General features: G+C 66.9%; 24 protein-coding genes. 16 read left to right on the top strand and 8 right to left on the bottom strand.

Annotated features, from left to right (window positions below; all coding sequences use genetic code 11):
- Positions 1 to 19: 19 nt before the first annotated feature.
- Both G6N44_RS17570 and rpsF read right to left on the bottom strand, forming a co-directional pair.
- Entirely contained in the window at positions 20 to 532 is a 513-nt protein-coding gene (locus G6N44_RS17570; protein ID WP_163666082.1) for a single-stranded DNA-binding protein, read from the bottom strand.
- 69 nt (positions 533 to 601) lie between these two features.
- Positions 602 to 892 (bottom strand): 30S ribosomal protein S6, encoded by a 291-nt coding sequence (gene rpsF, locus G6N44_RS17565; RefSeq protein WP_003931678.1) that lies wholly within the window; start codon positions 890 to 892, stop codon positions 602 to 604.
- Positions 893 to 1,047: 155 nt separating this feature from the next.
- Here rpsF and G6N44_RS17560 point away from each other — a divergent pair, with 155 nt between their 5' ends.
- Positions 1,048 to 1,728 carry a hypothetical protein gene (locus G6N44_RS17560; RefSeq protein ID WP_163666080.1) on the top strand — a complete coding sequence of 227 codons (681 nt, stop codon included), beginning with the start codon at positions 1,048 to 1,050 and terminating at the stop codon, positions 1,726 to 1,728.
- Between the two features lie 65 nt (positions 1,729 to 1,793).
- Positions 1,794 to 2,354 (top strand): hypothetical protein, encoded by a 561-nt coding sequence (locus G6N44_RS17555; protein ID WP_163666078.1) that lies wholly within the window; start codon positions 1,794 to 1,796, stop codon positions 2,352 to 2,354.
- A 93-nt stretch (positions 2,355 to 2,447) separates the two neighbouring features.
- Here the strand turns inward: G6N44_RS17555 and G6N44_RS17550 are convergent, their stop codons facing one another.
- The 3 genes from G6N44_RS17550 to G6N44_RS17540 are packed head-to-tail and all read right to left on the bottom strand — an operon-like array spanning position 2,448 to position 7,052.
- Complete coding sequence (locus G6N44_RS17550; RefSeq protein WP_163670080.1) at positions 2,448 to 4,064, bottom strand: glycosyltransferase family 87 protein; 1,617 nt, start codon at positions 4,062 to 4,064, stop codon at positions 2,448 to 2,450.
- A 32-nt stretch (positions 4,065 to 4,096) separates the two neighbouring features.
- Positions 4,097 to 6,637 (bottom strand): transglycosylase domain-containing protein, encoded by a 2,541-nt coding sequence (locus G6N44_RS17545; RefSeq protein WP_372508194.1) that lies wholly within the window; start codon positions 6,635 to 6,637, stop codon positions 4,097 to 4,099.
- Positions 6,630 to 7,052, bottom strand: coding sequence for a DUF5318 domain-containing protein (locus G6N44_RS17540; protein ID WP_036443617.1), 423 nt, complete (start codon positions 7,050 to 7,052; stop codon positions 6,630 to 6,632). Before G6N44_RS17540 ends, G6N44_RS17545 begins: the two co-directional genes overlap by 8 nt.
- 69 nt (positions 7,053 to 7,121) lie before the next feature.
- Here G6N44_RS17540 and G6N44_RS17535 point away from each other — a divergent pair, with 69 nt between their 5' ends.
- The 9 genes from G6N44_RS17535 to G6N44_RS17495 all read left to right on the top strand — a co-directional run bounded on the left by G6N44_RS17535 (position 7,122) and on the right by G6N44_RS17495 (position 15,503).
- Positions 7,122 to 7,994 carry a DUF1707 SHOCT-like domain-containing protein gene (locus G6N44_RS17535; protein WP_163666076.1) on the top strand — a complete coding sequence of 291 codons (873 nt, stop codon included), beginning with the start codon at positions 7,122 to 7,124 and terminating at the stop codon, positions 7,992 to 7,994.
- A 124-nt stretch (positions 7,995 to 8,118) separates the two neighbouring features.
- Positions 8,119 to 8,664 carry a PadR family transcriptional regulator gene (locus G6N44_RS17530; protein WP_163666074.1) on the top strand — a complete coding sequence of 182 codons (546 nt, stop codon included), beginning with the start codon at positions 8,119 to 8,121 and terminating at the stop codon, positions 8,662 to 8,664.
- Between the two features lie 57 nt (positions 8,665 to 8,721).
- A complete protein-coding gene (locus G6N44_RS17525; protein ID WP_163666072.1) occupies positions 8,722 to 9,813 on the top strand; it encodes an inositol-3-phosphate synthase in 1,092 nt (363 codons plus the stop codon).
- 83 nt (positions 9,814 to 9,896) lie between these two features.
- Positions 9,897 to 10,802, top strand: coding sequence for an Rv0045c family esterase (locus G6N44_RS17520; protein ID WP_163666070.1), 906 nt, complete (start codon positions 9,897 to 9,899; stop codon positions 10,800 to 10,802).
- A gap of 39 nt (positions 10,803 to 10,841) precedes the next feature.
- Complete coding sequence (locus tag G6N44_RS17515; RefSeq protein WP_163666068.1) at positions 10,842 to 11,648, top strand: LLM class F420-dependent oxidoreductase; 807 nt, start codon at positions 10,842 to 10,844, stop codon at positions 11,646 to 11,648.
- Between the two features lie 82 nt (positions 11,649 to 11,730).
- The gene (locus G6N44_RS17510; RefSeq protein ID WP_163666066.1) at positions 11,731 to 12,396 is read left to right on the top strand and encodes a GntR family transcriptional regulator; all 666 of its coding nucleotides are present in this window, start codon (positions 11,731 to 11,733) and stop codon (positions 12,394 to 12,396) included.
- A gap of 45 nt (positions 12,397 to 12,441) precedes the next feature.
- Positions 12,442 to 14,214, top strand: coding sequence for an ABC transporter substrate-binding protein/permease (locus G6N44_RS17505; RefSeq protein ID WP_163666064.1), 1,773 nt, complete (start codon positions 12,442 to 12,444; stop codon positions 14,212 to 14,214).
- Positions 14,214 to 14,951 (top strand): amino acid ABC transporter ATP-binding protein, encoded by a 738-nt coding sequence (locus G6N44_RS17500; protein WP_163666061.1) that lies wholly within the window; start codon positions 14,214 to 14,216, stop codon positions 14,949 to 14,951. The genes G6N44_RS17505 and G6N44_RS17500 overlap by 1 nt, the downstream gene beginning before the upstream one ends.
- Positions 14,952 to 15,026: 75 nt before the next feature.
- Positions 15,027 to 15,503 carry a MarR family winged helix-turn-helix transcriptional regulator gene (locus G6N44_RS17495; RefSeq protein ID WP_163666059.1) on the top strand — a complete coding sequence of 159 codons (477 nt, stop codon included), beginning with the start codon at positions 15,027 to 15,029 and terminating at the stop codon, positions 15,501 to 15,503.
- Positions 15,504 to 15,508: 5 nt separating this feature from the next.
- On the opposite strand, the gene ggh is transcribed toward G6N44_RS17495, so the two are convergent.
- On the bottom strand, positions 15,509 to 16,849 hold the full coding sequence (gene ggh, locus G6N44_RS17490; RefSeq protein WP_163666057.1) for a glucosylglycerate hydrolase: 1,341 nt from the start codon (positions 16,847 to 16,849) through the stop codon (positions 15,509 to 15,511).
- 77 nt (positions 16,850 to 16,926) lie between these two features.
- On the opposite strand from ggh, the gene G6N44_RS17485 reads away from it, so the two are divergent.
- Entirely contained in the window at positions 16,927 to 17,601 is a 675-nt protein-coding gene (locus tag G6N44_RS17485) for an SDR family oxidoreductase (protein ID WP_163666055.1), read from the top strand.
- Between the two features lie 50 nt (positions 17,602 to 17,651).
- Here the strand turns inward: G6N44_RS17485 and leuS are convergent, their stop codons facing one another.
- A complete protein-coding gene (gene leuS, locus G6N44_RS17480; RefSeq protein WP_163666053.1) occupies positions 17,652 to 20,531 on the bottom strand; it encodes a leucine--tRNA ligase in 2,880 nt (959 codons plus the stop codon).
- A gap of 212 nt (positions 20,532 to 20,743) precedes the next feature.
- On the opposite strand from leuS, the gene G6N44_RS17475 reads away from it, so the two are divergent.
- Both G6N44_RS17475 and G6N44_RS17470 read left to right on the top strand, forming a co-directional pair.
- The gene (locus G6N44_RS17475) at positions 20,744 to 21,616 is read left to right on the top strand and encodes an LpqN/LpqT family lipoprotein (protein WP_163666051.1); all 873 of its coding nucleotides are present in this window, start codon (positions 20,744 to 20,746) and stop codon (positions 21,614 to 21,616) included.
- 58 nt (positions 21,617 to 21,674) lie between these two features.
- Positions 21,675 to 22,025, top strand: coding sequence for a hypothetical protein (locus G6N44_RS17470; RefSeq protein WP_163666049.1), 351 nt, complete (start codon positions 21,675 to 21,677; stop codon positions 22,023 to 22,025).
- Between the two features lie 18 nt (positions 22,026 to 22,043).
- Here G6N44_RS17470 and G6N44_RS17465 read toward each other — a convergent pair whose 3' ends face one another.
- Positions 22,044 to 22,649 carry a YqgE/AlgH family protein gene (locus G6N44_RS17465; RefSeq protein ID WP_163666047.1) on the bottom strand — a complete coding sequence of 202 codons (606 nt, stop codon included), beginning with the start codon at positions 22,647 to 22,649 and terminating at the stop codon, positions 22,044 to 22,046.
- Positions 22,650 to 22,785: 136 nt separating this feature from the next.
- On the opposite strand from G6N44_RS17465, the gene G6N44_RS17460 reads away from it, so the two are divergent.
- Positions 22,786 to 24,033: an MFS transporter gene (locus G6N44_RS17460; protein WP_276039530.1), complete on the top strand. Its 1,248-nt coding sequence runs from the start codon at positions 22,786 to 22,788 to the stop codon at positions 24,031 to 24,033.
- A gap of 10 nt (positions 24,034 to 24,043) precedes the next feature.
- Entirely contained in the window at positions 24,044 to 24,820 is a 777-nt protein-coding gene (locus tag G6N44_RS17455) for a TIGR03084 family metal-binding protein (protein WP_163666043.1), read from the top strand.
- Positions 24,821 to 24,840 lie beyond the last annotated feature (20 nt).

The raw sequence follows: 24,840 nt of genomic DNA, 5'->3' as shown, positions 1-24,840 counted from the left end.
GCAAAATTTTCGATGTTGATCAGAAAGGCGGCTCGTCGTCGGCCCCGCTGAAGGAGCCCGACGCGGGCGCACTGCCCCACGGATCGTCTTTGGGCTCGGCCGGGCGCGAAGCCCCGCCGCCATTACCGCCACCGCCACCGCCGAAGCCACCGCCTCCGCCGCCACTGCGGCTGGCCTTGTTGACCTTGGCTGTGGCGTAGCGCAGGGACGGACCGATCTCGTCGACCTCGACCTCGACAACGGTGCGCTTCTCGCCCTCGCGGGTTTCGAAGGAACGCTGCTTGAGCCGACCCGTGAGGATCACCCGCGAACCCCGGGTGAGGCTCTCGGCCACGTTCTCGGCCGCCTCACGCCAGATGTTGCACCGAAGGAACAGCGCCTCGCCGTCCTTCCACTCGTTGCTCTGCCGGTCAAACATTCGCGGCGTCGAGGCAACGGTGAAGTTGGCGACAGCTGCGCCGGACGGGGTGAAACGCAGTTCCGGGTCAGCGGTCAGGTTTCCGACAACTGTGATGGTGGTGTCACCAGCCACGAGATCCTCCTGGGATAGGCATGTCCGTTTGCGCGAAGCCTACGTAGGCCCGCCGACGACCGAGAGCCTTTAGTGCTTGTCGGTCCGCATCACCTTGGTCCGCAGCACCGACTCGTTCAGGTTCAGCTGACGGTCGAGCTCGGACACGGTGGCCGGTTCGGCCTTGACGTCGACGATGGCGTAGATGCCCTCGGCGTGCTTGGCGATCTCGTAGGCCAGCCGGCGGCGGCCCCAGATATCGACCTTGTCGACACTGCCGCCGTCCTTGCGGATGACGTTCAGGAACGTCTCCAGCGAGGGAGCTACAGTGCGCTCGTCGAGTGTCGGGTCGAGAATGACCATGATTTCGTATGGACGCATAAGGAACCCATCACCTCCTATGGTCGTTGCGGCCACGGCGTGTCCGTGGCAGGAGGGTCGCCTGCGTCGGCAACCGGCCCAGGCTACCCGAAAGCGCCCTGATCTGCGAAATCCGTATAGGGTGAACTGCTTGGTTGTGGATTCGAGGGGGATGTATGAACTATCCGAACGGACCGTACGGGCAAGGGTTCCCACAGCAACCCGGTCCACCGCAGCAGTCGGGCTTCCCACCGCCGGTCGGCTACCCCCAGCAGCCCGGTTACCCACCGCAGCCAGGCTTTCCCCAGCAACAAGGCTTTCCGGCGCCGGGGTACCCGCCACAGGGTGGCTTCCAACCCCAGCCCTACGGGATGCCCAGCCCTGAACCCAGTGGCGCCACGGGAATCATCGCCGGGGTACTCGCGGCCCTGGGCGCACTGTCCGGTCTCGGCAGCGGCGTGGTCGGGGCCTTCGCCCTCGCCGTCACGAACTCCGAGGTCGACCTCTCCGGTGGGACGCACGCATTGCTCATTGTCACGGTCCTGCTCAACGTCGTCTTCGGCCTGATGATCGGCATCGGAGCCGTGCTGCTGTTCCAGCGAAAAATGCTCGGCCGCTGGCTCGTGGTCGGCGCGTGCGCCCTGGCGATACTGAGCACCTTGGTCAGTGTCGGTGTGGGTATGTCCGCGCAAGCCGACGTGTACGGCTCCTACGCAGATGGGGCTGTTTTCAATCTGTTCGGTCTCGTCTTCCCCATCGCGACGCTCGTGCTGGCGATGCTGCCTACGACGACCGCGTGGATCAACGCGAAGCCGAATCCGGTTGCACCCCAGTTCTACCCGCCCTATCCGGGTTGAGCGACACCGGCTGATCTGCGAATGTCGTTGTGCAGAACCGCCAATCATCCAGGATCGGAGTAGCAGTGACCTCTCCCGGCGAGCCCAGTTACCCGGAGCAGCTCGGCCACCAACAGCCCGAGTATCCGTCGGTTGAATCCTCAACGGATACACCGCAACCCGAGGCGGCGGTGTCGCCGAGCGGGGTTACGGCGATCATCACGGCTGTCCTGGCCGGGATCGGCGCCCTGTTGACCCTCGGCAACGGCTTCGCCGGCCTGTCCGGACTCGTCGCGCTGGCCGGTGACGCAGGCTTGCGAACTCTGGCCCTCAGAACCCCTGGGCCGCTCACGCTGACCGTCCTCGCGACCCTGCTGAGCGTCGCCTGCGGATTCTTGCTGCTGGTCGGCACGGTGGCGCTGCTGCGTCGCAGGATGATCGGCCGCCGGCTCATCGTCATCGGCTGCGTCCTGATCATCCTCGGCAGCCTGATCAGCCTCGGAATGAATCTCGCCATGACAGCCCGCTACGGGTCCTACGGCATCAGCGGGCTGGCAATCTTGAGTCTGGCGCTGCCGATCGCCACGCTCGTGATCGCCTTGCTCCCGTCGACCTCCGCGTGGATCCGGGCGCGGTCGCCGTTCTGAACCGTCGATTTCCACCTCAGGGTCGCGCATCACGAAATTCGCAGCCCTGACGCAGAAATCGGTGCGCGACGCCCGCAGGCTCAGCCGCTGCGTCTACCTAGAGCCGGCCAACTCGGGCTCGGGGTCCGCCGAGGGACGCAACCAGTCCGGTAGCCAACGTGGCGGATGGTCGGGCGCGCGATCGAACACCCCGCCGGTGGGGTCGTCGATGCGGCCGCCGTGCCGGACCAGATCCAGTTCCGGGCGGTAGATCTGGCGAATGATTAACGCACACAACAGGATCACTGCGATATCGCGCAGCAACACAGTGGTGGTGAACCATTGCTCGGGCAGACCTTTGTTGGCCTCACCGTACAGATACAGCATGCGCGGCACCCACACCAGGGCGTCGATCGTCATCCACGCCAACAGGATCCGTCGATGCGGCAGGGCCAGCACCGCCAGCGGCACCAGCCACAGCGAGAACTGCGGGCTCCACACCTTGTTGGTGAGCAGGAAAGCGGCGACCACCAGGAATGCCAGTTGCGCCAACCGGGGCCGCTGCGGCGCCGTCAGTGCGATGTAGCCGATCGCAATGCAGCACGCCGCGAACAACACTGCGGTGACGGTGTTGAGCACCGTCGGCGGCTGCCAGAACCCCAGATCCGGATCGAAGCCCCGCCAGTCACTGAACGACTTCACCACGTTGTACAGCGAGTCCATGTCGTCGCCGCGACGGGTGTTGAGCCGAAAGAACTCTGACCACCCGCGCGGGAACAGCACCATGATCGGCAGGTTGATGACCAGCCACGTCACCACCGCGGTCAGCGCCGTCCTGCCGACCTCACGCAGACGTCCGCTGCGTAACCCCAGCAGTACCAACGGAATGAACAGCAGGAGCGGATACAGCTTGACGGCCACGCCGATGCCGATCAGCGCCCCGGCCCACACCGGTTTTCGCCGGGCCCAGGCCAGCATCGCGCCCGCAGCGGTGGCGGTGGCCAGTGCGTCGAAGTTGGTGAATACCTGGAAGATCACGATCGGTGAGCCGGCCACCAGCGCGGCGTCCCACACCCGTCGGCCCGCCATCCGCGAGGTGGCCCAGATCGTCGCCAACCAGGCCAGCGCCAAACCGAACGCGGAGATGTTGAAGAACATCACCACCTCGGCCACGAGCGGGACCGACACCAGCTTCGTCAGCGCGGTGTAGGTCTTGGCCAGCGACATCGACGCGTACTGGTACAGCCCGGTCAGCACCGGGTACTCCATGTAGCGGATCGCCGGGCTGCCGTCGTACTGCATGCGCGGCTTGCCGGTGGCGTCGTTCTCGACCCAACTGGACTTGTAGGGAAACTTGCCCTGGTTCAACAACTCTGCGGTGTAGAGCGGAACCGTGTCGGAGTAGCACAGCTCGTAATAGGCGCGGTTGTTCTCCCAGTTGGCCACCCGCTGGCCGGCCGTCCCGCTGCCCGTCGTCTGCAGGCACGCGGCCTTGGACGTATAGCCCAACGCCAGGAACACCACGGCGATCACGAACATCACCCGCAGGGGCGTCATGAACCGTGACCGCCCGATCAACGCATGCCGGCCGACAGGTCCGCCGACAGTCTGCGACAGCGCCTCGGCCAGCCGGTCGTTGCGGCTGGGAAGGTCGCGGTCGTCGGCGCTCCGCTGGTCTTCTGCCGGCGGAGCCGGCGAATCCAGTCCTGCCGGCGGAGCCGGCGAATCCAGCCCTGCCGGCGGAGCCGGAGATACCCGTTCCGTCACGGAGGCGGCGGTGGCAGCGGCAGGCCCGGCTCACCGGGCACACCAGGTGCCCCCGGCGGGGGTCCGATCGGCACGGTCGTCGGGGGGCCGATCGGGATCGTAATACCCGGGGCCACTTCGATGGTCGGCTGAATGACGGTCTCCGAGGGCATCACCGCGATCGGCGGACCGGCCGGTGGCGTCCCGGGTGGCGGGGCGGCCGGGGCCTGCGGCACACCCGCATAGCCACCGATCTCCGTCGGCTTCGGGAACGACTCGTTGTCGGTACCTTTCAGCGCGCCGTCCATCGTGGCTTTCCAGATGTCCGACGGCAGACCCGATCCGTAGACCGGCCCGCCCGACGGAGTCTTCAACGGCGTCACACCGTCGGTGGTACCCACCCAGACCGCGGTCGACAGCGACGGTGTGTAGCCGACCATCCAGGCGTCACGATTGTCCCCGGTGTCGCCGAGCTGGTTGGTGCCCGTCTTGGCGGCCGAGGCCCGCCCGCCTGCCAGGTTGTGCCCGCGCGACCAACCCGCGATCGGCTGCATCGCCGACGTGACGTTGTCCGCCACCGCCTTGTCGATGCGCTGTTCACCGTTGTCCTGGCTCGAGGCGTCGAACAGCACCTGCCCCGAGGAGTTCACGACCTTCTGCACGAAGTGCGGCTTGTGATAGACGCCGGAGGCCGCCAGGGTCGCATACGCCGAGGCCATGTCGATCACCCTGGACTGGTACTGACCCAGCACCACGCCGTTGTTCGGCGGGCCGCCGTTGCCGTCTTCGGACAGGGTGTGCTCGACACCGGGGAAACTCTCGGCGACACCGGCGTCATGGGCGGCCTTCGCGACATCCTCCGGACCGTTCTCGAGCTTGAGCATCAGCCGGTAGTAACTGGTGTTGAGCGAGCGCTTGAGCGCCTCGGCGACCGAGCAGGTGCCGCACCCTTCGCCTTCGACATTGGTGATCTTGATGCCGTTGACCGTGATCGGCCCGCTGTCCACCTGATAGCCCAGGCCGATGCCCTGCTGCAGGGCAGCGACGAGCGCAAACACCTTGAACGACGACCCTGTCGGCAGACCCGCCTGGGCGAAGTCGAAGCCGTTGGCATCGGAGCCGCCGTAGTACGCCTTGACCGCACCGTCGTGCGGATCGATGGAGACCACCGCCGTCCGCATGTTGGACTCCTGGCCATCCATGTACTTGGACACCGCATTCTCGGCGGCCTCCTGGGCCTGCGGGTCGATCGTGGTCGTGATCTGCAGTCCCTCGGTGTTGAGGGCCTGCTCGCTGATGTCGAACAGATCCAGCAGTTCCTTGGTGACCTGCCGCTCGATCAGTCCGTTCGGACCGGTCGTCTGGTTGGCCTGGCGGGCCTGGTCCGGCGGCACGGTCGGCGGGAACACCTGCTCGGCGCGGTCCTGGGCCGACAACGCGCCCATGTCGACCATGCCGTCGAGCACCCAGTTCCACCGCTCGGCGGCGCCCTCCGGATCGACGGCCGGGTCCAGCGTCGACGGGCGCTGGATCAGCGCGGCCATCAGTGCGCCCTCGGCGACGTCGAGTTGTTCGACCGGCTTGTCGAAGTACGCCTTGGCCGCCGCGGCGATGCCGTACGAGCCGCGACCGAAATAGATCATGTTCAGATACGCCTGCATCACAGCGTCTTTGGACCATTCGCTGGCCATCTTGGTCGAGATGACCAGCTCTTTGGCCTTACGGATCAGACCGCCGATCCCCGACCGCTCGTCGCCGACGAGCGCGTTCTTGACGTACTGCTGGGTGATGGTCGATCCGCCCTGCAGATCACCACCGACCAGGTTGTTCTTGATCGCACGCAACAGCGCGGTGAAGGAGAAGCCCGGATTGGTGTAGAAGTCGCGGTCCTCGGCGGCCATCACCGCGTTGCGGACGTGCTCCGGGATCTTGTCGATGCCGACGTCGACCCGGTTGCCTTCCGGCGGCACGATCTTGGCGATCTCGCTGCCGTCGCTGGCCAGGATCGTCGACACCTGGTTGGTGCGGATGTCACCGGGCTGCGGGACGTCGACGATCATGTACGCCATACCGAAGGTCACCAGCGGAAGCAGAATCATCGCCGCGACCGCGGCGATCGACAGGCGTCGGACCAGCTTCCAGTTGATCTGGAACTGCCCGGCCGGCTTCGGCCCCTTCGGACCCGACCCGGCCGGACCCGAGGGCCCCGACCCACGGCCGCCACCCGGCGGCGGAGGGGGAGATTTGGGTGGCGGTGGTTTCGGCGGCGGGCTGCCGCCCATCGCCGCTCTGACCACGTCCAGCGGGACCGGCCCGTCGTCACGCACCGGAGGCAGCACCGTGGTGAGCCGATCGTCGGGCGGTATCGCCGGGCGGCCGGGTCGACCGCCAGGACCGTTCGGCCGTCCCGTAGGCGCATTCTCACGAGCCGGCGGCCGTGCATCCGGAGCCGGCGGCCGCTTCTCGCGCGGGGGCGGCGGATTTTCGCGCGCGCCGAGGCGGTCAGCCGCACTACGGATGTCCTTGGCTGACCGGCTATGGCGCCCTTCGCTATTCACTGGCTGTGCGCGCCGATTTACGCGTGCCTCGAGTGCCACGGGCCTTCGGCGGCCGAGGCGCACCGAGGACATATGACTTGACCAAATGATTCCAACTGCAGGTGCGGCATACCTCAACCACATGGACTGCGAACTCGTCGTAACGAGTTGCCAACATCACCAGCTCCTCCGCGGTGCGCGCCGAGCCCGACACCGGGCCCAGATGATCACCGAAAACCCACGACACCAGCGTGAGCTGCTCTTTACGGCAGATCGGACACATCACCGAACTTTGCTTGCCGTGAAACTTTGCCGCGCGCAGCAGGTACGGGTTGGCATCACAGACCTCCGAGACGCCGGTGCGCCCCGAATAGACCTCAGCCAGCAGGGACCGCCGCCGAAGCGCGTAATCCACCACCTGTCTCTGCAATCGCACGATGACCAGAGTACGTCGACCCCCTCGACATCGAGGCGTGACCACGTCACACCTCCTACCATCTTGTCCGTGGCAACTCGGCAGACCTCGAACACCCGGGCCAGGGACAGCGACCGCAACGACACCTGCAAGGTGCTCGACAACGCGCTCGGCGAAGGCCAGTTGTCCATGGAAGAACACCGCCAGCGGGTGTCGGCGGCCACCAACGCCACCACCCTGGGGGACCTGGCCGGCCTGGTCGAGGATCTGCAGAACTCCAATGCTCCGGTGAAAATGCCGACGCTGACCAAGCCCCTGCTACCCGGCATCCGCAAGCCCGGCGGTCCCGGATGGGGGCTGCGGCTGGCCTCGGCCGCCGCACTGGTCGTGCTCGGCATCGGCATCGGCTGGGGCCTGTACGGAAACACCTCCTCACCGTTGAGGTTCAACCCCGACCCGGGGGCGGTGCCCGACGGTATCGACCCGGTAGTGCTGACCCCGCCGACCCAGCTGCAATCGCTGAACGGGCTCCGCGGCCTGTTCGAGCAGATGCGCCAGAAGTTCGGCGACACCACTGGCTATGAGCTGCACATCGACACCGACTCGGCCATGCTCTACCGACCGAACCCGCAGGACAGCCGCCAGAAGGTCTACTACCGGTACACCGGCGGCTGGGGTGATCCGAGCTCCTCGCCCAGCAGCGTCGACAGCGACGACCGGCTCGTCGACCTCGCGGCGTTCGACTACGAGAAGGCGCTCGCCGTTCTCCGTGGCGCGCCCGACACGCTCAACACCAAACGCGGCGACGTGAAGAGCACGTGGCTGCGCATCACACCGTCCGAAGATCCCGCGACACCTGACCTCGTCAATGTCGAGGTGATCGTCAGCAGCGACTTCGGCGGCGGAAACATCGACCTGTACCCCGACGGCACCGTCAAGGGGATGTACCGCCACGACAGGTGAGCCGGCCAGCGTGATATTCGCGGCATTCACTTGGTCTCTAATATATCGGCGCGATACAGTTTGGCGAGGTGTTGATCCGTCGTAGCGATCAATTCCATCTGATCCGTCGAAAGGGGTGTTCTCGATGCTGGAGCTCGCAGTCCTGGGTCTTCTGCTCGAGTCACCCATGCACGGCTATGAGCTGCGCAAGCGATTGACGGGTCTGTTGGGGGCGTTCAGGGCGTTCTCGTATGGGTCGCTCTACCCGGCATTACGTCGCATGCAGGCCGACGGCCTGATCGTCGAGGACGCCGCACCCTTGGGACCGACCAAGGTGCGTCGCGCTCGGCGGGTGTACCAGATGACGGATGCCGGCAAGCAGCGGTTCACCGAGTTGGTCGCCGACACGGGGCCACAGAACTTCTCCGACGACGGGTTTGGTGTCCACCTGGCCTTCTTCAACCGCACCCCGGCCGAGGCCAGGATGCGAATCCTGGAGGGGCGGCGCCGCCAGGTGGAGGAACGTCGGGAAGGTCTGCGTGACGCCGTTGCGCGGGCCAGCAGTTCATTCGACCGCTACACCCGTCAGTTGCACCAGCTGGGCCTGGAGTCCAGCGAACGAGAAGTGAAATGGCTCAACGAGTTGATCGCGGCCGAACGTACGGCCCAGGGGCGCTCGGAAAACATATGAGCACAGACCCGCACAAGGCCCCAGGCCGAGCACACAGAACGAGTAAGGAGATCGTCCATGTCTGAGCACGCAGGAGAAATCCGGGTCGCCATTGTCGGCGTCGGTAACTGCGCATCGTCCCTGGTCCAGGGTGTGCAGTACTACCACAACGCCGACGAGAACACGACCGTGCCGGGCCTGATGCACGTGAAGTTCGGCCCCTACCACGTGCGTGACGTGAAGTTCGTGGCCGCGTTCGACGTGGACGCCAAGAAGGTCGGCTTCGATCTGTCCGAGGCCATCTTCGCCTCCGAGAACAACACCATCAAGATCGCCGACGTGCCGCCGACCAACGTGACGGTGCAGCGTGGCCCGACCCTCGACGGCATCGGCAAGTACTACGCCGACACCATCGAGATCTCCGACTTCGAGCCCGTCGACGTGGTCAAGGCGCTCAAGGATGCCAAGGTCGACGTCCTGGTCTCCTACCTTCCGGTGGGCTCCGAAGAGGCCGACAAGTTCTACGCCCAGTGCTGCATCGACGCCGGCGTGGCCTTCGTCAACGCGCTGCCGGTGTTCATCGCCTCCGACCCGGTGTGGGCCAAGAAGTTCGCCGACGCCGGCGTCCCGATCATCGGCGACGACATCAAGAGCCAGGTCGGCGCCACCATCACCCACCGCGTCATGGCCAAGCTGTTCGAGGATCGCGGCGTCACGCTGGACCGCACGTACCAGCTCAACGTCGGCGGCAACATGGACTTCCTGAACATGCTGGAGCGCTCACGCCTGGAGTCCAAGAAGGTCTCCAAGACCCAGGCCGTGACCTCCAACCTGACCGGCTCGCTGGCCGGCAAGGTCGAGGACAAGAACGTCCACATCGGCCCGTCCGATCACGTCGCGTGGCTCGACGACCGCAAGTGGGCCTATGTGCGCCTCGAAGGCCGCGCCTTCGGTGACGTGCCGCTGAACCTGGAGTACAAGCTCGAGGTCTGGGACTCGCCGAACTCGGCCGGTGTGATCATCGACGCGGTCCGCGCCGCCAAGATCGCCAAGGACCGCGGCGTCGGCGGTCCCGTCGAGGCAGCGTCTGCCTACCTGATGAAGAGCCCGCCGAAGCAGATCGCCGACGACGTGGCCCGCATCGAGCTGGAGACCTTCATCGAGGGTTAGTTCTTCTTTCACCGAGAGTGCGGTGAGATCGCGAATTTCCATCCGGATGCGATCTCACCGCACTCTCGGCGTATAAAGGGCCCGTGGTTGCCGACGAAGATCTCGCAGGCCTCGATGAGTTCGGCCTGCTACACGAGAACGCCGAACAGATCGGGGCGAGTGCCCCACTGCCGCGGGTCGAGCGCATCGAGCAGGGGCCGATCAGCGCGCTGAAATTCGGCACCGCCGCCCCGCGCATCGTTTTCCTGCACGGAGGCGGCCAGAACGCCCACACCTGGGACACCGTCATCCTCGGGCTCGGTGAACCGGCACTGGCCGTCGATCTCCCCGGCCACGGCCGTTCAGCCTGGCGCGAGGACGGCGACTACGGCCCGAAACTCAATGCGGCAAGCCTGATCCCGGTTCTGCAGACCCACGCTCCCGATCCGCGGCTGGTAGTCGGCATGTCGCTGGGCGGATTGACCGCACTGCGGATCGCGGCGACCGAACCGGCCCTGGTGCCCGAGCTGGTTCTGGTCGACGTCACTCCGTCGGCGCCCGAGCGGCATGAGCAGATGACCAAGGCCCAGTTGGGTGCCGTGGCGTTGGTCAAGGGTGACCGCAGCTTCCCCAGTTTCGAGGCGATGCTGGACACCGCCGTGGCCGCATCGCCACATCGGGACCGGAACTCGTTGCGGCGCGGTGTGTTCCACAACTCCAAGCAGCTCGACGACGGCACCTGGACGTGGCGGTATGACACGTTCCGCAAAGGGGACGGGTTCGACGGGCTGTGGGACGATGTCCCGGCGATCACCATGCCGACCACCCTGATCCGCGGCGCCAACTCCTATTTCGTCAACGACGAGGACGCCGAGACGTTCGCAAATAACGCACCGGGCTTCCAGCGCACCCACGTCGTCGCCGACTCCGGCCACTCGGTGCAGGGCGATCAGCCGGCCGCACTCGTGCAACTGCTGCGCGCGATCCTCGACGCTCCGCCCTTGCAGTAAGACCCGGGTGGCGGGACCACCCGTGAGTACCCTCGAAAAATGAGCCATCCCCTCCGCATCGGCGTGCAACTGCAGCCGCAGCACTCCCCCACGTACAGCCACATCCGCGACGCAGTGCGCCGCTGTGAGGACATCGGCGTCGACATCGCCTTCAACTGGGACCACTTCTTCCCGCTCTACGGCGATCCCGACGGTGCGCACTACGAATGCTGGACGATGCTCGGCGCCTGGGCCGAGCAGACCTCGCGCATCGAGATCGGCGCGCTGGTCAGCTGCAACTCCTACCGCAACCCCGAATTGTTGGCCGACATGGCCCGGACCGTGGACCACATCTCCGACGGACGCCTCATCCTCGGCATCGGAAGTGGTTGGAAACAAAAGGATTACGATGAGTACGGGTACGAGTTCGGCACCGCAGGCAGTCGCCTGGACGATCTGGCCGAAGCCCTGCCACGCATCGAGGCCCGGCTGGCCAAACTCAACCCGGCGCCCACGCGAGAGATCCCGATCCTGATCGGCGGGCAGGGGGAACGCAAGACCCTGCGGCTGGTTGCCGAGCACGCCGACATCTGGCACGCATTCGTCGACCGCAACACCTACCCCGGCAAGGCCGAGGTCCTCGCCGAGCACTGCGGCATCACCGGCCGCGACCCGGCGACCGTGCAGCGCTCGGCAGGGGTGCAGGAGACCGGCGGTGTCGAGGCCATGCTCGCCGAGGCCGATGCGCTGGCGGATCTGGGGGTCAGCATCCTCACGGTCGGTGTCAACGGACCCGACTACGACCTGACCGCTGCCGAGGCCCTGTGTCGATGGCGCGATAGGCGCGACGCAAAGCCCAGCGGATAAGCTGAAGAGACATGCGTGTCACCGATTCGGAGGTCCCGTGAGAAACTGACGCGCATAACCGCACAGGGGGGGGAACACCAGGGTGCCCAAGAACTACGGGGTCAAGGAAAAGGATCAGGTCGTCACGCACATCATCAATCTGGTGATGACGGGCAAGCTTCGATCCGGTGACCGCATAGACCGCAACGAGATCGTCCGCGACCTCGGGCTCAGCCGTGTTCCGATCCAGGAGGCGGTGGTTCAACTTGAGCACGACGGCATCCTCTCGACCCGCTATCACCGCGGCGCCTTCGTGGCCAGATTCGACGAGGCGACCGTGTCTGAGCATCACGAGCTGTACGGAATTCTCAACGGGATCGCCTCGGCGCGCTGCGCCGCAGGCCCGACTCCGCGCATTTTGGCATGCCTAGACGACTCGTTGCGGACGATGCGCTCAGCAAAGGACACCAAAACCTTCCAAGAGGCGTGCTGGACATTCCGCGATGCGATCAACGACGAGTACGCCGGGCCTCGCCTGCACGCCACCATCCGCGCAGGTAAGAGCTTTGCACCCGCGGAGTTCTGGACCATCTATCCCAAAGCCAAGGCCGAGTTTCTCGCCGGATACGAAGCGGAATTGGCTGCGATACAGGCCCGGGATCCCGAAGGCGCCCGCAAGGCCTGCATCGAGCGCGCCGAGCTGATGGCTCGGATCATGATCGGTGAACTGACCCGGCGCGGAGTGTTCGGCGACTTGCGGTCCCCTTGAGCGGAACGGCTCATCCCCTGGCCCTTGCCCACTAGGTTGCATCAGATGGACGCCAGACGATCGGCCGCGCTGCTGACCACCGTCCTGATGCTGTTCGGACTGGTCTGCGCGGCACCGGCCGGAGCGGACGTCGACCAATGCGCACCACCCGGGGTGGACAGCGCCAGCGCACTGCCCACCAACCTGGCCGCCGCGGCCACCGGACCCGGCGCCGACAGATTCACCACCGCCACCGTCGTCCCCCTGGACACGGTGCGGCCGGAGAACCTCGGCCTGGGCACCCCCGGCGTCCTCACCGTCGGGACCCTGTCGGACGCACCGCCCAGCATCTGCATCAACACGGACGGCCACTTCACCGGTTTCGACAACGAGTTGCTGCGCGCCATCGCCGACAAGCTGGGCCTGCGAATCAACTTCGTCGGCACCGACTTCTCCGGCCTGTTGGCCCAGACCGCCTCCCGACGATTCGACGTGGCATCCTCGTCGATCACCACCACCGACGCCCGGCGACGCACCGTCGGCTTCACCAACGGCTACGACTTCGGCTACTTCTCGCTGGTGGTGCCGACCGGCTCACCGATCACCGGATTCGGCCAACTCGCCGACGGACAGCGCATCGGGGTCGTGCAGGGCACCGTGCAGGAGGCCTACGTCATCGACACACTGCACCTGCAGCCGGTGAAGTTCCCCGACTACAACACCGTCTATGCCAGCCTCAAGACCCGTCAGATCGACGCCTGGGTGGCGCCGTCCCAGCAGGCCTCGGGCACCGTGCAGCCCGGTGACCCGGCGCAGATCATCGAGAACACCTTCAGCCTGGACAATTTCGTGGCGTGGGCGGTGGCCAAGGAGAACCAGCCGCTGATCGACGCGCTCAACTCCGGACTGGACGCGATCATCGCCGACGGCACCTGGGCCAGGCTGTATTCCGACTGGGTGCCGCGCGCGCTGCCGCCCGGCTGGAAGCCCGGCTCCAAGGCCGCGCCCGTCCCCCAACTGCCCGATTTCGCCGCGATCGCCGCCGCGAAGGAGAAACCCGCCGCCGGAGCCCCGGTGGCGCCCAAATCGACACTCGCGCAACTGGCCGACTCCTTCCTGGACTGGGACCTCTACAAGCAGGCCATTCCAGATCTGCTGCGCACCGGCCTACCCAACACCCTCATCCTGACCGTGTGCGCCAGCGTCATCGGCCTGGTACTCGGGATGGTCCTGGCGGTGGCCGGTATCTCGCGGTCACGATGGCTGCGCTGGCCCGCCCGGGTCTACACCGACATCTTCCGAGGCCTGCCCGAAGTGGTGATCATCCTGCTGATCGGACTGGGCGTCGGCCCGGTGGCCGGATCGCTCACCGGCAACAGCCCCTACCCGTTGGGCATCGCGGCGCTCGGACTCATGGCAGCGGCCTACGTCGGCGAGATCTTCCGCTCCGGCATCCAGAGCGTCGAACCCGGGCAGCTGGAAGCCTCCCGCGCCCTCGGCTTCAGCTACAGCTCGTCGATGCGTCTGGTCGTCATACCCCAGGGCATCCGACGGGTGCTGCCGGCGCTGATGAACCAGTTCATCTCACTGCTCAAAGCGTCGTCACTGGTGTACTTCCTCGGTCTGGTGGCCAGCCAACGCGAACTGTTCCAGGTGGGCCGAGATCTCAACGCGCAGACCGGAAACCTCTCACCGCTGGTGGCAGCCGGGCTGTTCTACCTGCTGCTCACGATCCCACTGACCCATCTGGTGAACTACGTCGACAACCGGCTGCGCCGAGGCCGCCCCCCGGCCGAGGAGGATCCACTGCCCGCGGCGACCAACCAGGAGATGATCTGATGTCGGGTCTAGAGCCGGTTGCGCTGGCCGCCAAGGACATCCATCTGGCATTCGGGCCGAACCCGGTGCTGCGCGGAGTGAACCTGGATGTGCCCGCCGGCACGACGACGGCCATCATCGGCCCGTCCGGATCCGGGAAGTCGACGCTGCTGCGCACCCTCAACCGCCTGTACGAACCGGACCGCGGCGACATCCTGCTCGACGGACACTCGGTGCTGGCCGACAATCCCGACCGGCTGCGCCAACGCATCGGGATGGTGTTCCAGCAGTTCAACCTGTTCCCGCACAAGACCGTTCTCGACAACGTCACCCTGGGTCCGCGCAAGCTCAAGCGCCTGAGCCCCGAGCATGCCCGCACCGTGGGTCTGGAGCAGCTGGATCGGGTTGGACTGCGGCACAAGGCCGACGTCCGCCCCAGCACGCTCTCTGGCGGCCAGCAACAGCGCGTCGCGATCGCGCGTGCGCTCGCGATGGCCCCTCAGGTGATGTTCTTCGACGAGGCCACCTCGGCGCTGGACCCCGAACTGGTCAAGGGGATTCTGGAGTTGATCGCCGACCTGGCCGCCGAGGGAATGACCATCCTGGCCGTCACCCACGAGATGGGCTTCGCCCGTTCCACCGCCGATTCGGTGGTGTTCATGGATCACGGCACGGTGGTCGAGTCCGGTATCCCCGACCAGATCTTCGAAGCGGCCGAGACAGATCGGCTGCGCCGATTCCTGTCACAGGTGCTGTGAGGGCCACTGCAACCCCTGCGCCAAACCCAACAAGCTGCGGACCTGGCAGCCTCAGACAGGTTAGACTAGCGAATTATGATAGAGCCCGATTCGCAGGTCACCGAGCTGGCCGGAGAGTTGCAGCGCGTACTCTCCAAGGTTTTCTCGGTCCTGCGCCGTGGCGACACCAACAAGGGCACCGCCGGAGAGCTGACGCTGGCTCAGCTCTCCATCCTCCTCACCCTGCTCGACCAGGGCCCGATCCGGATGACCGAACTGGCCGCCCGTGAGCGCGTGCGCACCCCCACCACCACCGTGGCCATCCGCCGGCTGGAGAAGCTCGGGTTGGTCAAGCGCTCCCGCGACCCCTCCGACCTGCGCGCCGTGCTCGTCGAGGTCACCCCCCGCGGCCTGGTGCAGCACCGCGAATCGCTGGCCGCCCGGCGGGCTGATCTGGCCGGCCGGTTGGCCAACCTGAGTCCGGACGACCTCGCGACACTGGCCACCGCACTGGCCCCGCTGGAACGGCTCGCCAGCCAGAGCGATCGGGTGGCCCACGCCAAGTCCGAGTAGCCGGGCTATCCCAACCAGTCCAACACCGCGGCCGCGGTCCACGACTGCTGCATGCTGCCCAGCGGCTCGCCGGTGAACGGCTCGTAGTACTCGGCGAAAGTCCCGTCGCTGGCCTGACGCAAACCTTCTCGACGAAGCGTCGACGCCCGCTCGGCCCAGCCACGCCGAGCGAAGCACCACGAGAACAACCACGTCATCACCGGCCACACCGGACCGCGCCAATACTCGCGCGATCGGAAATCACGCGACACCGGCGACGTCGACGGGATCAGCGCGTACTTCAGATCCGGGTGCCCGCAGAACCGCGGGCCTTCCAGCAGCCTCAACAGGGCGCGCTCGCGGTCGTGTGGCAGCCCGCCACACAGCAGCGGAGCGAACTGCGCGACGGTCTCAGTGGCCACCCACCTGTTCGCCCGGACGTCGTAATCCCTTGCCGCACCACTACGTTCGTCGGCGGTCTCGACGACACCGACCCGGAATCGCTCGGCCCAGGAGTAGAGATCGCGGACATCGGCGTTGGGACGTTTGTAATCCTCCCCGATCTCGGCCAGCACCTGGCAGGCCACCGAGAAGATCGCCGAGACGAATACGTCCTCGACCGCGAAGCTCATCACCTTCGGGAGCAGATCGTCGTCGTAGCGAACGGATTTCATCTCCTCGAGCAGCCACAGGTACCGGTCGTACTCGAGGTCGCTCGGCCGCTGGGTGGCATCGGTGATGATCGCGTTGTCCTCCCGCTGATACTCCGGCACATTGCCGGGAATCACGTTGGCGTAGGCGCTGTCCCAGCGCGGTGAGTTGTCCATGCCGGACTCCCACCCGTGATACATCGTGATGCGGCCGCGAACGTCCTGATCCCGGGTCTCGGCCAGCCAGCGGTGCCAGCGCACCAGATCGGCCCACCGACGATCGACGAAGCTCTCCGCCACCGCCCGGGTCGACCGGCCTCGACTGCGGGCATGGTCGAGGATGCGTTGCACCGCGATCGCATGCACGGGCGGCTGGGTGATACCCGAGGTGTGCCGCGCCCGCGGCGCGTCGGCGGCCAGCGCCGAGGTGGCCCACCGGGCCGGGCCGGGAAAGTAGCCGTCGACACCGTTGGCGAACACGATGTGCGGAATCATCCCGTTGCGCCACTGCGCCGAGAGCAGGGTGTCGAGTTCCACCACGGCGCGCTCCACACTCAGGGGGGCCAGCCCGATCGACACGAACGCCGCGTCCCAGCTCCACATGTGGGGATACAGCGACGGCGCGGCCGTGGTCATCACACCCAGGTCATTGCCGCGCAGCAGGTAGGCAGCGCGCGCGGCGAGCTGAGTGGGAGCGAAGCTGGGATCCGGTGGCATCCCTACCATGATGCGACGTTGCGCCCCGGTCCGCAGGTCGGCCCCGTCGCAATGCGCGTCACAGTAACGTTGCAGTCGTGCCGACCGCATTGATCACCGGAGCCGCTGGCGGCATCGGCTCAGCCATCGCCGCCGCTCTTGCTCCCACTCACACCCTGCTGCTGGCCGGGCGCCCGTCGGCCCGCCTCGATGCGCTGGCCGAACGTCTCGGCGCTCCGACCTGGCCGCTGGACCTGACCGACGCCGATTCGATCGAATCGGCCACCGAGGTCCTCGCCGAACTCGACGTGCTCGTGCACAACGCCGGCGTCCTCTACCCCGGCCGGGTCTCCGAATCCATCGCCGAACAGTGGCGGGCGTCCTTCGAGGTGAACGTCACCGGCGCGGTGGCACTCACGCTGGCCCTGCTGCCCGCCCTGCGCGCCGTCCACGGCCATGTTGTGTTCATCAATTCCGGTGCCGGACAGAAGGTTTCCTCCGGCATGGCGTCGTACTCGGCAAGCAAGTTCGCGCTGCGGGCATTCGCCGACTCCCTGCGCGCCGACGAACCGACACTGCGGGTCACCTCGATCTTCCCCGGGCGCACCGACACCGAGATGCAACGCGACCTGGTGGTCTACGAGACCGACGGCGTCGGCGATTACGACCCGGCCAAGTTCCTGAAGCCCGAGACGGTCGCCGGGTTGGTCGCGACAGCCGTCACCACCCCGCCCGACGGCCACGTGCACGAAATCGTGGTCCGCCCCGGGTGATTTGGGTGCATTCAGCGGCGCCGACCGCCGGTGGATGCACCCAAATCGCTCTAGATGACGAGGTTGACCAGCCGGCCCGGCACCACGATGACCTTCTTGGGCGTGGCACCGTCCAGGAAGGCCTGCACCTTCTCGTCGGCCAGCGCCGCGGCCTGGAGCCCAGCTCGGTCCAGATCGGCGGCAACGGTGATCTTGCCGCGCACCTTGCCGTTCACCTGGACCGGGAACTCGATGGTGTCGTCCACCAGGTACTGCGGATCGACCACCGGGAACGGGCCGTGCGCCAGTGAGGTGTCGTGGCCCAACCGCTTCCACAACTCCTCGGCCAGGTGCGGCGCCAGCGGGGCCACCATGAGCACCAGCGGCTCGATCGCGGCGCGCGCCGAGACGCCCTCCTTGGTGAGGTGGTTGGTGTACTCGATCAACTTCGCCGCGGCGGTGTTGTTGCGAAGTGCCACATAGTCTTCGGTCACCCCCGCGATGGTGCGGTGCAGGATCTTGAGGGTGTCGGTGCCGAGCGCCTCGTGCTCGTTGACGCCGGTCGCTCCGGTGTCTTCGCAGACCACCACCCGCCACACCCGTTGCAGGAAGCGGTGCGCGCCCACGACATCCTTGGGGGCCCACGGACGCGACGCCTCCAGCGGGCCCATCGACATCTCGTAGACCCGAAGGGTGTCGGCACCGTACTCATCGCAGATCTCGTCGGGTGAGACGGAGTTCTTCAGGCTCTTGCCGATCTTGCCGAACTCCTGGTTGACCTCTATTTCCTGGTGATCCTCACCATCATTGGGCCCCGGCCAGAAGAACTTCCCGTCACGCTCGACGACTTCGGCGGCAGGCACATAGCTACCGCGGGCATCGGTGTAGGCAAAGGCCTGGATGTAACCCTGGTTGACCAGACGCCGATACGGCTCGTTCGAGCTGACATGGCCAAGGTCGTACAGCACCTTGTGCCAGAACCGCGAGTACAGCAGGTGCAGCACCGCATGCTCGACACCACCGACGTACAGGTCGACGCCGCCCGGATCATTCGGGCCGTGCTCGGCCGGCCGCGGGCCCATCCAGTAGGCCTCGTTCTCCTTGGCGCACAGCTCTTCCGAGTTCTGCGGGTCGGTGTACCGCAGCTCGTACCAGGAGCTGCCCGCCCATTGCGGCATCACATTGGTATCGCGTGTGTAGGTCTGCAGCCCGTCACCCAGATCCAGCTCGACATGCACCCATTCGGTGGCCTTGCCCAGTGGCGGCGAAGGCTCGCTGTCGGCGTCGTCGGGGTCGAAGGACACCGGCGCATAATCCGGGATGTCCGGAAGTTCCACCGGCAGGGCCGATTCCGGCAACGGATGGGCGCGGCCGTCGGCGTCGTACACGATCGGGAACGGCTCACCCCAGTACCGCTGCCGGGCGAACAGCCAGTCCCGCAGCTTGTACTCGATGCGGGCCCGGCCACGGCCGTCGGCTTCCAGATGTTCGATGACGGCTTCCTTGGCGGCCGCCACCGACAACCCGTCGAGGTAGCCGGAGTTCACCATGACGCCGTCGCCGTTGTAGGCCGCCTCGGTGATGTCGCCACCGCTGACCACCTCGATGATCGGCAGGCCGAAATCCGTAGCGAAGTCCCAGTCCCGCTGGTCGCCACCGGGCACCGCCATGATGGCGCCGGTTCCGTAGCCGGCCAGCACGTAGTCGGCGATGAAGACCGGAACCTGCCGGCCGTTGACCGGGTTGGTGGCGTACGCGCCGAGGAACACGCCGGTCTTGGACTTGTTCTCCTGACGCTCCAGATCCGACTTGGCCGCGATCCCGGCGCGGTAGGCGGCGACGGCCTCGGCCGGAGTCGCGCCATCGAAGGTCCACCGTGAATCGGTGCCCTCGGGCCAGGCATCGGCCACCAGCGCGTCCACGAGACCATGCTCGGGGGCCAGTACCAGGTAGGTGGCGCCGAACAGCGTGTCCGGTCGGGTGGTGAACACCTCGACATCGCCTGCCGCCGTACCGAACTCCACCGAGGCACCGGTGGACCGACCGATCCAGTTGCGCTGCATGGACTTGACCTTGTCCGGCCATTCCAGCACATCCAGATCGTCGAGCAGCCGGTCCGAGTACGCCGTGATGCGCATCATCCACTGCCGCAACCGCTTCCGGAACACCGGGAAGTTTCCGCGGTCGCTGCGGCCGTCGGCGGTGACTTCCTCGTTGGCCAGCACCGTGCCCAGACCCGGGCACCAGTTCACCATCGAGTCTGCGTGGTAGACCAGCCGATGATCGTCCACCACGTCGGCGCGCTCGGCGGCCGAGAGTCCACCCCACGTCCGGCCGTCGTCGAGAGTGCGTGCGCCAGACTCGAATTCGGCCACCAACTCGGCGATGGGCCGCGCCTTCCCGGCTGCGATGTCGAACCAGGCGTTGTAGATCTGTAGGAAGATCCACTGCGTCCACTTGTAGAAGTCAACATCGGTGGTGGCGAAGCTGCGCCGCGTGTCGTGGCCCAGTCCGAGCCGGCCCAGCTGCCGGCGGAAGTTGACGATGTTGGCCTCGGTGCGGGTCCGCGGGTGCGTCCCGGTCTGCACGGCGTACTGCTCGGCGGGCAGTCCGAACGCGTCGAACCCCAGCGCGTGCAGCACGTTGCGACCGGTCATCCGGTAGTACCGGGCGTAGACGTCGGTGGCGATGTAGCCCAGGGGGTGCCCGACGTGCAGGCCGTCACCGGACGGATACGGGAACATGTCCTGGACGAACATCTTGTCGGCGGGTACGTGCGAGCCGTCCTGCGGTGCCAGCGAGCCCACCGGATTGGCCACGTTGAAGGTGCCGAGCTCCGACCAGGTCTCCTGCCACTTGCGCTCGATCTCGCCCGCCAGCTCCGCGGTGTAACGGTGCTGCGGGGTGTCCTCTGACGGCCCTGACTGCGGAGTGTTGGCGGGTTCGATCACGCCGTTCAGGGTATAAGGCCACGGTTTGAGCAGCTCACCGCCCGTCTTTCGACGGCGAAGGCCACGGCTTGGTATCGGTTGCGTCGCGGCACTGTCAGGGGTTGGTTCCAGGTCGGTTGAGTTGCTGGTGGCGGACGGTACTCCGTGGATAGTGTCGGCCTCTAGTGACGAGGTTCCCAGGTGGGAGCGATGGTTTGCGGGAGGAACAAGAGATGATCGAGTTGACCCGCCGGTGGCGGGTGCTGGTAGCAGGCACAGCGGTCGGCGTGGCCGGGGTGGTCGGCTTCGCCGGTCAAACCGCCTCCGCCGAACCCCTCCTTCCGGTTCCCAGCGTGCCCGGTCCGGTGACGGTGACCCAGACCGTCACGGCCGTCCCCGCCGCGGCGCCCGTCGCCCCCGCAAATCCGGCAAACCCGGCGGCGCCCGCGGTCGCCGCGCCCGTCCCCCTGGCCCAGACCATCGCCCCGGCCTCCTCAGGCACCCTTGCCGAATTCTTCAAGAGCAAAGACGTGAAGATGGAGCCCCAGGTCAGCCACGATTTCAAGGCGCTGAGCATCGTCCTGCCGCTGCCGTCAGGCTGGACCAAGGTGCCCGATCCCAACGTTCCCGACGCGTTCGCGGTGATCGCCGACCGCGCCAGCACCGACCTCTACACCCCCAACGCGCAGGTGGTGGTCTACAAGCTCGTCGGCAGTTTCGACCCGGTCGAGGCCGCCAGCCACGGCTACGTCGACACCCAGCAGTTGCAGAACTGGCGCGCCACCGACATGGCCATGGGTGACTTCAACGGCTTCCCGTCGGCCTTCATCGAAGGTAGCTACCTGGACGGCAGCCAGGTGCTCAACACGTCACGCAGGCACATCCTGGCCACCGCTGGCCCCGACCATTACCTGGTGTCGTTGTCGGTGAATTCCTCGGCCGCCAACCAGGGTGTTTCCGCGGCTGCCGACGCCGCCGATGCGATCGTGTCCGGGTTCAAGGTCAGCGCGCCGGCCCCGGCGGCTCCCCCGGTGCCAGCTACTCCGGCCCCGGCCGCACCCGCTCCGCAGCCGGGTTTGCCCCAGCTCCTGGGCCTGCACGGCTGACGTACCGGAACCCGCCCCGACCTCGCAATTCCGACCGGCGCCTCGTATTGTGTGGCGCATGCTGATCGCCGCGCTGCTGTGTTTGAGCGCCGCCGTCGTCGTCGGTGTTTTCGGGCTGTGGTTGCTGACCAGGCCCCGCACCGGTGATCCCGTACGCGCGGTCCTGAGGGCTGTGGCCCCGACTCAACTGGCCGCTGCGGTCATGCTCGCGGCCGGTGGTGCCGCCGCCCTGGCCGCCGCGCCCCACACGGGATTGACGGTCGTCGTGGTGTGCATCATCGGGGCCATCGCCACCGTCGCCGCCGGCTGCTGGCAGAGCGCCAAGGCCGTCGCCGCCGCGGAGGCCGTCGCCGGCTCGGGAGCGGACTGCGCCGGCTCGTGCGCCAGCTGCACGCTCTCTTGTAAGTGACGGAGTGCAACCAGTGGGCTAGTTGCGGCTGACATCGATCGGATGGGTGGCCAACAGCGACATCGGCAACGGTTGACGACGCAGCACCCGGCTCCACAGATCGACTCGCGGCTGGGCCAGCACATCGGACGGCAACGCCGACAGCACAATCCAGTCGTCCCTTTCGATCTCGCCGTCGAGTTGGCCGATGGTCCAGCCGGAATAACCGGCGAATACCCGTACGCCCTCGATGACCGGGGCCAGTGTGTCGGGATCCGCGTCGAGATCGACCATCACCACGCGGCCCTGCACGTGCCGCAATCCGGGCACACCGTCGGCCTGCATGCCAACCCGCAGCGTCGCCAGGCACAGCGCCGAGTCCCGTTTGACCGGCCCGCCGATGAACATCGTCTTGGGTTTGGTCGTGAGCTTCGCCCACTGCGGCAACACGTTGTAGACCGCCGTCTCGCTGGGCCGGTTCAACACCACGCCGAGCGTGCCACCGGCGTTGTGCTCGACGATGTAGATGACGCTGCGCCGGAAAGTCGGCTCGAGCAGATCGGTATTGGCGAGCAGGAGTGTGCCCGGCCGTACCCGCTGCGCCGCAGGCGCGATGAAATCCTCCGGCTCTTCTGACTGCGCCACGCCTACATCATGGCACCGCGATTGCCGAGACGTGGCGAACAAGCCCGGGCGCGGTCGGATTTCGGCGCGGCTTTGTACTGTTGATCGGGTGGTTCATGTTCGCGCTCCCCGTGCCCTCTGGCACTCGGTGCGTGGCATGACCGAATTTCGCCGACTGCTGGAGTTGCGCGCGGTGAGCCAGTTCGCCGACGGCCTCTTCCAGGCCGGGCTGGCCGGTGCGATCCTGTTCAACCCTGAGCGCCAAGCCGAGCCGTGGCAGATCGCCATGGCGTTCGCGGTGATGTTCCTTCCGTACTCGGTGCTCGGCCCGTTCGCCGGGGCGCTGCTGGACCGGTGGGACCGGCGCCTGGTCCTCATCGGCGCCAATGTGGGACGGCTGGTCGTGGTGCTCGTGGTCGGCGTGCTGCTGTCCTTCGGTGTCGGCGACGTACCGATCCTGTGCTGTGCCCTGATCGTCAACGGGTTCACCCGGTTCGTCTCGTCAGGTCTGTCGGCCTCGCTGCCCGATGTGGTGCCGCGCGACCGGGTGGTCACCATGAACTCGGTGGCCACCGCGATCGGCTCGCTGGCGGCCTTCCTCGGTGCGGACTTCATGCTGCTGCCGCGCGAGCTGGTCGGCGCCGACGACACCGGAGCCTCGGTGGTCATCTTCATCGTGGCGCTCCCGGTGGCGCTGGCACTGTGGCTGTCGGTCCGCTTCGGTCCGCACGTGCTGGGCCCGCACGAGAGCAAACGCGCCATCCACGGCTCGGTCGCCTACGCGGTGTCCACCGGCTGGGTTCACGGTGCCCGCACGGTGTGGGCCGTCCGTCCCGTCGCAGGCACCCTGGCCGGGCTTGCCGCACACCGGATGGCATTCGGGATCAACACACTGCTGGTGCTGGTGATCGTCCGGCACACCGACAATCCCGATGTGACCGGGCTCGGGCTGGGGAGCGCGGTGCTGTTCATGGCGTTCGGCGGTATCGGACAGTTCGCGGCCACCGTGGCCGCCCCCGCATTGATCAGCCGGTTCGGGCGCTATGCGACGGCCAACGGTGCCCTCGGCCTCGCCGTGGTGATCCAGCTGGTGGCCATCGGGCTGCATGTACCGGTGATGCTGGCGAGTGGCCTGCTGCTCGGCGCCGCCGGGCAGCTGGTGAAACTCTGCGCGGACTCGGCGATGCAGATCGACGTCGACGACGCCCTGCGCGGTCACGTGTTCACCGTGCAGGATGCGCTGTTCTGGATCGCGTTCGTCGCGGCGATCGCGATGGCGGCCGCGGTGATCCCCGCCGATGGACACTCACCCGGGCTGGTGGTCGCCGGGGCCGTGGCCTACCTGATCGGGCTCGGACTGCATGCCGCGGTGGCATCCCCGAACCGGGCTGATCGCCGGGTCTAGGCTGACCGCCATGGTGAGCGCCGGGCCGATCGTGGCCGACCTGTCCGCCGAGAGCGACGCACTCGATGCCCTGGTAGCCGACCTTGCGCCGGAGCGCTGGGCCACCGCCACCCCGGCCGAGGGGTGGACCATCGCCCACCAGATCGCCCACCTGATGTGGACCGATCGGGTGTCGGTCGTCGCCATCACCGACCAGGCCGGCTTCGACGCCCTCCTCGCCGACGCCATGCAGAACCCGACCGGGTTCGTCGACGCCGCCGCCGAGGAACTCGCGCTCACACCGCCCGAGCAGCTGCTCGCCCAGTGGCGTCAGACCCGCACCAGATTGCACACCGAACTCGCGAACGTGGCCGAGGGCCGCAAGCTGCCGTGGTTCGGCCCGCCGATGAGCGCGACGTCGATGGCTACCGCCCGGATGATGGAGACCTGGGCGCACGGCCTCGATGTGGCCGACGCGCTGGGCGTACGTCGTCCCGTCACCGGGCGGCTGCGATCGATCGCCCACATCGGCGTGCGCACAAGGGATTTCGCGTTCACCGTGCACGGGCTGACGCCGCCTGCCGAGCCGTTCCGGGTCGAGCTCCGCGCGCCCGACGGCACGCTGTGGGAGTGGGGACCGGACGACGCGCAGCAGCGCGTGACGGGGTCTGCCGAGGATTTCTGCATGCTGGTCACCCAGCGCCGGGCAGCCGCGGAACTGGACGTGACGGCAGTAGGTGACGATGCCGCCACGTGGCTGACGATCGCGCAGGCCTTCGCCGGGCCGCCGGGTGCCGGGCGGGGCTGAGCGGTTGACTGACAAAGTGT

Origin of the sequence: Mycolicibacterium alvei (assembly GCF_010727325.1) — a bacterium.
Lineage (GTDB): Bacteria > Actinomycetota > Actinomycetes > Mycobacteriales > Mycobacteriaceae > Mycobacterium > Mycobacterium alvei.
Note: the sequence above shows the minus strand (reverse complement) of the source record. Positions and strands in the feature narration are given on the sequence as shown.